The 7,873-nt window shown below is 48.9% G+C and carries 7 protein-coding genes; 4 read left to right on the forward strand and 3 right to left on the reverse strand.

Annotated elements, in window-relative coordinates; genetic code table 11:
• Positions 1-496 precede the first annotated feature (496 nt).
• Together M3P05_RS19895 and M3P05_RS19900 are read left to right on the forward strand one after the other, a co-directional pair.
• Positions 497-1,882: a sodium-dependent transporter gene (locus M3P05_RS19895; protein WP_249701873.1), complete on the forward strand. Its 1,386-nt coding sequence runs from the start codon at positions 497-499 to the stop codon at positions 1,880-1,882.
• Positions 1,883-2,455: 573 nt separating this feature from the next.
• Complete coding sequence (locus M3P05_RS19900; protein ID WP_249701874.1) at positions 2,456-2,788, forward strand: TraR/DksA family transcriptional regulator; 333 nt, start codon at positions 2,456-2,458, stop codon at positions 2,786-2,788.
• Between the two features lie 16 nt (positions 2,789-2,804).
• On the opposite strand, the gene M3P05_RS19905 is transcribed toward M3P05_RS19900, so the two are convergent.
• The 3 genes from M3P05_RS19905 to fnr all read right to left on the reverse strand — a co-directional run bounded on the left by M3P05_RS19905 (position 2,805) and on the right by fnr (position 4,809).
• Positions 2,805-3,344 carry a hypothetical protein gene (locus M3P05_RS19905; RefSeq protein WP_249701876.1) on the reverse strand — a complete coding sequence of 180 codons (540 nt, stop codon included), beginning with the start codon at positions 3,342-3,344 and terminating at the stop codon, positions 2,805-2,807.
• 154 nt (positions 3,345-3,498) lie between these two features.
• A complete protein-coding gene (locus M3P05_RS19910; RefSeq protein WP_249701877.1) occupies positions 3,499-4,041 on the reverse strand; it encodes an adenine phosphoribosyltransferase in 543 nt (180 codons plus the stop codon).
• A 9-nt stretch (positions 4,042-4,050) separates the two neighbouring features.
• A complete protein-coding gene (gene fnr / locus M3P05_RS19915; RefSeq protein ID WP_249701878.1) occupies positions 4,051-4,809 on the reverse strand; it encodes a fumarate/nitrate reduction transcriptional regulator Fnr in 759 nt (252 codons plus the stop codon).
• A 544-nt stretch (positions 4,810-5,353) separates the two neighbouring features.
• On the opposite strand from fnr, the gene M3P05_RS19920 reads away from it, so the two are divergent.
• The gene (locus M3P05_RS19920) at positions 5,354-6,148 is read left to right on the forward strand and encodes a hypothetical protein (protein WP_249701879.1); all 795 of its coding nucleotides are present in this window, start codon (positions 5,354-5,356) and stop codon (positions 6,146-6,148) included.
• Between the two features lie 271 nt (positions 6,149-6,419).
• On the forward strand, positions 6,420-7,873 hold a 1,454-nt coding region (locus tag M3P05_RS19925), incomplete at its 3' end, for a hypothetical protein (RefSeq protein ID WP_249701880.1).

Here is a 7,873-nt window from a genome sequence, read left to right on the forward strand (position 1 = left end):
TGGAAAAAGGTGGCAAGTATATCGGGTGATCAACCGTCGACCAATTGGGTAGTACACGGATTTCTAATGATCAGAAGCATTTTTTTTCATGCAGGTTTTTTTATAAGGGAAGTGGTTGCCTTGGGTAAATGATCCTGTTTTATGTCGATGTTTTAGATGATTTTGTTGAGTTTGTTTTTTTCAGTTGTTATATTCGCCACACGCCTTATCACTCAACTTAATCGCCACCATGCAAAACCATCTGATTCAGACAGTTTGCTCGCAGCCGCCGCTTCATCAAAAGCGCGGCTATGTGGTGCGCGGCGGTTATCGATTTACCCTGGCTTACTTTATCTAGCCGGGGTCGGCGTATTTATAGCCGGCCTGTAAGAAGGCCGGAATAAGCGCACCCACACCAAGCTTACCCAAACCACTCTTACAGGCCACATAAATAATAGCCATGTGCGAAGAAGTACTATTTCCATGGCCATAAGTGTTATTTGTAAGAGGCAGTCCAATGACACAAGCGCAAGCAACCTGCACGGCAGATCCTGATTTTATAGCGAGTTCGGAGCGACAGGGCTTTTCTTCCCGTCTCGGTTTTGTTCTGGCCGCAGCTGGTTCGGCTGTTGGTCTGGGGAATATCTGGGGCTTTCCAACCCAGGTGGCGCAGAACGGGGGAGCTGCGTTTATTCTGATGTATCTAGTGATGGTTGCTATCCTGGCTTACCCAATGCTGGTTGCTGAGCTGACCATTGGCCGGATGAGCAAGAAGAATCCGATGGATGCTTTGATGTCCTTGTCTGATAAGCCCCACTGGAAGCTGATTGGTAAAATCTCTGGTGTAACCGGTATTCTGGTTGTTTCCCTGATTCTGAGTTTCTATGGCATTGTCTCTGGCTGGCTGATGGCCTTTATGGGCGAGCCTGTTGCGCGGCTGGCAGGTATGGATGGTTTTGCCGACTGGCTGGTGGGCTTCTCTGTATCTCGTAACCTGATCACTATGGCTGTGTTCATGGTGTTGACGGTGCTGATTGTTCGCAGCGGTGTAACTGACGGTGTTGAGCGCTGGTCCAAGCGTCTTATGCCCTCTCTCTTTATCCTTCTGATGGCTCTGGCTGGTTATATTGCGACTCTGCCTGGCGCAGAAGAAGGTCTGAGAATGTACTTTGTACCTGACTTATCCAAGATTTTTGATCCTTCCCTGATGGTCAGCGCCATGGGGCAGGCATTCTTCTCTCTCTCGCTGGGTACCTGCGCCATCATGGCTTACGGCAGCTACCTGTCTCAGGAGGAAAATATCTCCAGTATTGCGGGAATGGTAGCGGGTCTGGATACTGGTGTTGCCATTCTGGCGGGTATCCTGATCATTCCTGCCATGACCATTGCCCAGGCAAATGGTGTTGAAATTTACGCCGCAGATGGTTCCCTGCTGTCCTCTGACGCTCTGGTGTTTAGTGTGCTGCCATCCCTGTTCCACAGCATGGGTGATCTGGGTGAGTATGTTGCCTTCGCTTTCTTCACGTTGCTGACAATTGCTGCTCTGACGTCTTCCATCTCTATGCTGGAAGCGCCAGTGAATACTGCCTGTGAGAAGCTGAATCAACCCCGTGGACGCATGGCTCTGCTGGTTGGTGCCAGTATTGCCCTGATTTCCACTATTATTATCCTGAATTTTGGTGCTCTGTTCGGCTTTGTTATTACCCTGACGACCGTTTACGCGCAGCCAATGCTGGCACTGGTATTTGGCCTGCTGCTGATGTGGGTGGCCAGTCGTAACAAGGTTCTCCAGGAGCTAAAGAGCGGTAACCCTGACATGGAACAGGGGCTGTTCTGGAAAATCTGGCCCTGGTACGTGAAATTTGTCTGCCCTGTTTTGATGCTGGCGGTATTCCTCGGCTGATAATCGCCCTTTAGCTCTTCTGATACGAGCTATGTTCTGATAGTGTTCCGGTAAGAGAATAATAAATGGCCTGACCGGGGCGCTATCAGAATTATCAGCAATCAATAACAACTGGCAAAGCTGAAGAATAACCAGTAGGTTGCTAAACTCCGCCTCCGTGCTTTTCGTGCATGTCAGTAGTCATGCCAATCACACTCAAGCAGCCATGAGCGGAAATGCCCATTTCAAAGAATGAAATAATAACTAGGGTCTGTTGAGGTTTTATTATGCGGCTCAGTGAATCTAAAAGCGGTCAGCCGTTAGAAGGGCTTGTGAAAATCGTAGTTATTCTACATTGAGCAAGCCTGACGCAGCGGATGGGCGCTTTTAGAGTCACCCGAAGGGCCTTTTTGAGAGCTTCTATGGCTGCGTTGCAGCGTTTTGAAAGGCAATAAGCATTCCTGCAACGCTGCGCCTAACCATAAAAGCCCTCAAAAAGGCTGAGCGCGATAATAAAACCTCAACAGACCCTAAGGGCATTTCTTTGGTGAAGAACGATAAATCAACGAGTCCAGATAACGCAGAGGGAAATCCATGAACGGGGAGTTTGATGTTTTCCGCGAAAAGCTACTGACCCGGCAGGCAGAACTGCAGACGCGGCTTGATAACTTGAAGAAGGATGCCACCCGTAAGGCGAATGCTGACTGGTCTGAGCAGGCTCAGGAGCGTGAAAACGATGAGGTCGTTGATGCGCTGGGTAATGAGGCTATCTACGAGTTGCGCCTGATTCAAAAAGCCCTGGAGAAAATCAAGGAAGATGAGTACGGCATCTGTGCCGGGTGCGGTAATGATATTCCCAAGGCTCGCCTTGAAGTTATGCCTTACGCTGAGCTTTGTGTGAAGTGTGCCGAGGCTCGGGGCCAGTAAGGCCTGGGTTCAACCTCTATCTCGCCTGAGATGTTTCTTTTTCCAGAACCAGTGAATGGTAGTGATTGATAAAATCAGCTACCGTTCCCTGCGGCTTGCTGTGGAAATTATTATGCCAGAAGCGCCCCAGTCTTTCCGGGCTGGCCCCGCTTTTTTCCGGCAGAGATCGCCCCCCGCGCAAGTAAATCATCAGGGCAATGGCTGTGGCATAGGACAGGTTGGTGGCCAGCTCGGCGTGTGGGTGTTGCAGAAACTCCCTCTGGCTGGCCAGGCCCCTGACCTTGCTTGCCAGTTCAGGTTCCAGGGCCAGGAAGTTATCCCAGACGTTGCGATGCATGCGTGGGCTGATCTGGTAGAGGCCCAGAGCCCTGTGGTTATCAAGCCGAAGGTGTTCACCGAGACCTGATTCCTGTGCTGCTGTGCCCAGAAGAAGGTTTTCTGCAGTTTCACTCCACATGTTCAGGTGTTTCAGAGTGGGGCGGATAACCAGAGTGCGCAGTTCCTTGGCGCTGATACCCATAAGAGTCCGTTCGTCCTTGCCAAATGTCTGGAGCAAAACATCTGCTATTTGAAAAAGTTTATTAGAAAATCGGAACTCTGCTTTACCAGATTTTGGTAGTGAAAAGCTTCAGGGCATAAAAAAACCCAAAATTCAGAGTGGTGGGACGCTGAACTTCGGGTTTTGGTGGGCTGAGATAGCTTTAACGCTATCAATAACTGGTCAGAGTGAAGGACTTAATGCCTTCATTATCCAGTTTGGAGGATCCGCCCAGTGCAGGCAGATCAATGATGGCTGCAGCTTCCACAACACTGGCGTTCAGTCTGCGAATCAGCTTTGTTGCCGCCAGCAATGTACCGCCAGTGGCGATCAGGTCATCAATCAGAACAACTTTGTCACCTTCATTCAGTGCATCAGTATGCACTTCAAGGGCTGCTGTACCGTATTCCAGGGTGTACTCCTCGCGGATGGTATCAGCGGGCAGTTTGCCGGGCTTACGGAAGATAACCAGAGGCAGTCCCAGGGTGTTTGCCAGAGGAGCACCGAGCAGAAAGCCACGGGCATCCAGAGCGCCGATATGGGTCAGACCCTTATCCTGGTAACGCTCAGCAAAATGTTCATGAACCATCTGCATGCCACTGGGGGACAGCAGGAGGGTGGAGATGTCTCGGAACATCACACCTGGTTCAGGCCAGTCTGGAACAGCCCTGATCAGGTCGCGCAGTCGGTTTTCGTTAAACACTGAATCGCTCATACTGGAAACTTACTGAATATTCACAACGTCGGCATTATCGGCAAGTTTACCACCTGCAAGAATGCATAGTTCCATGGCATTGGTGATTTCAATCTCCTTGCCATTAGCATGGATCAACTCCGCCTTCTGGAAACGTGTGAATACCCGACTAACCGTTTCAACAGCCAGTCCTAAATAGTTGCCCATTTCGTTGCGGGACATGGACAGACGGAAAGACTGGGATGAAAACCCTCTGCGGCGGAAACGACTGGCCAGATTGATCAGGAAAGTCGCAATCCGTTCATCGGCATTTTTCTTGGAGAGCAGCAGTTTCATCTGCTGGTCTTCACGGATCTTCTTGCTCATGATCCGCATAAGTTGCCGGCGAAGAGAAGGATGGTTGTCAGACAGCTTTTCAAGCTTGTCGAAGGGGATTTCACAGACCATGGTCGTTTCAATCGCCTGGGCAGAAACAGGATAACTGTCTGTATCCAGGCCGCTGAGGCCGACCAGTTCACTTGGCAGGTAGAAGCCAGTGATCTGTTCTTCACCTTCATTAGTGGATGTGTATGTCTTGAGTGCGCCGGAGCGTACAGCAAAGACACTGTGGAATGAATCACCTTCCAGGAACAGATGTTCGCCTTTTTTCAGGGGTCGTCCACGCTTAATGATTTCATCGAGTTCATCGATGTCTTCAATTTTCAGGGCGAGTGGCAGACACAGTGGACTAAGGCTACAGTCCCTGCAGGCTACTTGGCTGGCATGCCTTACGTTGAGTTTGGACGCCATATAGAGCCCCTAAGAACCGGTTTGGCTGATAAAGAGAGTGGCGCTTATTGTATGAGAATATGACGAGAACTTTAACCCTGTGATAAATACGTATTGACCGCTGCTTCTTTGTTGTTTTTGTGTGGTTTGTATCCAGATGTCATAAAAATAGAATATTAAAAGTTACCAAGTGGAGTAGTTTTCCTGAGTGACACTGCATTTCTTGTTTGTCTGCAGTTTTTGGACCCGATTTTTTTTATGAGTCGGGAGCATTTTTGTATCGGAAGTGATCAATATCCCGCAAATATCCCTGTTCCTTTCTGTTTTGGTTAGGAGAGCCAGGCATAACGGTCACGAATGCTGACCGATTATCCCTCAATTCTGAACCCCGCAGTTTGCCATCAGTCAATAGTGACAGCATAACCTCACCGGCGTGCCGGGCTGTGGCGATGCAGGAAGCTCGGATGAGCTGTGAGTAAACATCTGGTCACCGGCAGCCCGGCGCGGGCACATTTGCTGACTTTCAAATGGATCAGATCAATTTAGGAATAATTGGAGGCAGGAAATGGCAGGAAGTATAACAAATAAAACGGGTACACCGGTTGCTAATGATCCACAGATACTGAGAGCGGATTCTCACGCAGCTGATGGCCAGGGTAATGGTGGACCAGACCGCCACGGCCGTCACACATATCGTCGCTTTAATGGCCGCAGTGTTCAAGCTAGAAACGTTGAAGAGCTTCTGAGTGAAGCCCAAAGACAACGCCGTTCTGGAGATGATACTTTCTGGTCAAAGACCAAGAGAGTTGTTAGCTCCATTGGTGGAGATCTCTTGACTTCCGCTGAGAGAGTGATTCCTCAAGTCCTTTTCGGTGGATTCGCTGCCAAAGGCGCAGATATAGTGGTTTCGGCCTCAACAGGCTTACCTGTTGTTGGCGATTTCATTGGGAATGTCGCCCAGAAACTGCTTATTGGTGAAAGCATCAGGGTGTGTGCCTTGACCCAGGGTGGTGATAGAATCATAGAAGTGGGAGCCAATGCCCGTGCGGCTTGGCAGAATGTCCCAACAGCTTCAGAGCAGCGGCAGGCCACAAATGAGCTGGTTCAGGCTCTGGCTGAAGACCAGAAAATTTTCCGGATGGTGACTGGTGCAGCTCTGACTAGTCAATTCAACGACCAGACTACTACAGCTCAAATGTCTCAGGCTATGGAACAAGGCGAGGCGCTGTTTGATTGCTTTTCTGATGAGGCTAATAGCTCCAGCAATGGCAGCCTTGGTCGTCAGAGTGTTCGTAATGCTCCATCTCATGGCAGTACGAGCGCAAATGGCGGGCCAAGCCGGTTGGGCCCTGCTAAATAAGGCTGGTCAAGTCAGGCTCATGCTTGAATAAGAAAAACCCGCTTCGGCGGGTTTTTTTTATTCCTGTTATTAATCGTAACACCCGTGTTAGTAATACTTTTTTTCAATAGTTATTTGTAAATCAATAAGTTATGAGTCTTTGTGTCTGTCGGATGGTCCCTTTTCGACTTAGGTCTGAGGAACTCTCTCCTTTTGCCAAGTTCTAACGCATCAGACAGCTCTACTTGCGAGTGGGGCGACATGGATGTTGAAGTTGTAAAAGGAGTTGCTCATGAAAACCTCTATTTCAGGACACTGGTTCAAAAAACTGATCATGGCAGGCAGCTGGGCGCTGCTATTGCTGGGGCTGATTTTTAGCCTGTTGGTCAATCCGGTTTTCGCTCACGCGGTCTCGAAATTCGACGATGGTTCCTTGAAAATTGACTGGGGCTCGGAGTCGATAGGCAATGAATTTGATGATTCAGATGATGAGCAGGAAGAGTCAGATGAGCTGAGTGAGTCGGAAGAAGAAGGTGAATATGAGTTTGAGGGCCAGGAGGATGAAGACCTGCCTCCGAATGATAGTCAACAAGGTTTTGGTATCAATCTGGAAAATAATCAGCCAGAAATACCTCAGGCAGCAGTCTCTGATCCAGCGGCAGAAGCTATCCAGACCGTCAAAGAAAAGCTATCTCAAGCAGGAGAATACCTCGGTTCGTGGTTCAAAAAGGATGATGATAAGAAGCCAAAAACTATAGGTATCGAGATTGATCTCAATAACAAGCCTTTCGGTAAGACACCTGAAAACAGTGAGGCAGAGAATGTTGAAGGTTCCGGTGAGAGTACTTGTGCCAGTGATAAAGGTCACACTTCTAACAGAAATTCTCAGAAGTGGGGGAAAAAACCTAAGAAGCAACAGCAGGAAGAGCAAAAAATTGTTGAAACTGATCCGGACTCTTTAACCAAGTCTGGAACTGAAACTAAAAAGAAGAAAAAGACCAGACAATTTAAAGACACTTCAAAAACAGCTGAGCAGTCAAGTATTGCTGATTACCTCACCAGCCTGGCACCCAAGGCTGAGGGCGGGATCGGTGATTTGAATACTAAGGAGCAAGAGCAGAATGACTCAAGTATGTACTCCAGCGTTAATGGTAAAAGAGCAGGTTCAGATGTTCGTAGTTGGGGCAAAAGAAACAGAAATACCAAAACTGCTGGCGATGAAAACGCTAAGCAGGGAACAATTGGCTCCAAAGAAATTGAGGGTGACAGTAAAGAAGGGATCTCTACTGTACCAAATGCTGGCAGAATATCTGACTGGGGAGTGCCTCCAAGTAAGCGTAGAAATGCTGGTACCCAGCAAAATGATAAAGGGGTAACTTCTAAGAAGTCCCTTCAACCGGAGGCTGACAGCCAGAAGTTCGCCCAGGAGTTTGTCCAGGCGAAGACCGATGGCGAGCGTGAAGCGGTTAAGCGCAAGTACCAGCTCGATAAGACCTACCCAGCCAAGAAGCCAGTCGTTACTACATCTGATGCACATTTCTCTTCAGAAAAAGGGCGTAAGAGTAGCTCTGAAGTGAGAGGATTCGGAAGAAGAAAGAATAACGCTAATGGTACGTCTAGCAAGGTTGAGACTGTGACCACGCAGGACACTGTTAAGACAGACACGTCAACAGATGCTATCCAGACAACGCCGGAGGCTGATAGCCAGAAGTTCGCCCAGGAGTTTGCCCAGGCGAAGACCGATGA

Origin of the sequence: Parendozoicomonas callyspongiae (assembly GCF_023502345.1) — a bacterium.
In the GTDB taxonomy this organism is placed as follows: Bacteria; Pseudomonadota; Gammaproteobacteria; order Pseudomonadales; family Endozoicomonadaceae; genus Sansalvadorimonas; species Sansalvadorimonas callyspongiae.

Coding starts and splice junctions, on each gene's coding strand:
- M3P05_RS19910 (WP_249701877.1), bottom strand. CDS start 4,041: ATGAGCGATTCAGTGTTTAACGAAAACCGACTGCGCGACCTGATCAGG.
- M3P05_RS19895 (WP_249701873.1), top strand. CDS start 497: ATGACACAAGCGCAAGCAACCTGCACGGCAGATCCTGATTTTATAGCG.
- M3P05_RS19900 (WP_249701874.1), top strand. CDS start 2,456: ATGAACGGGGAGTTTGATGTTTTCCGCGAAAAGCTACTGACCCGGCAG.
- M3P05_RS19920 (WP_249701879.1), top strand. CDS start 5,354: ATGGCAGGAAGTATAACAAATAAAACGGGTACACCGGTTGCTAATGAT.
- fnr (WP_249701878.1), bottom strand. CDS start 4,809: ATGGCGTCCAAACTCAACGTAAGGCATGCCAGCCAAGTAGCCTGCAGG.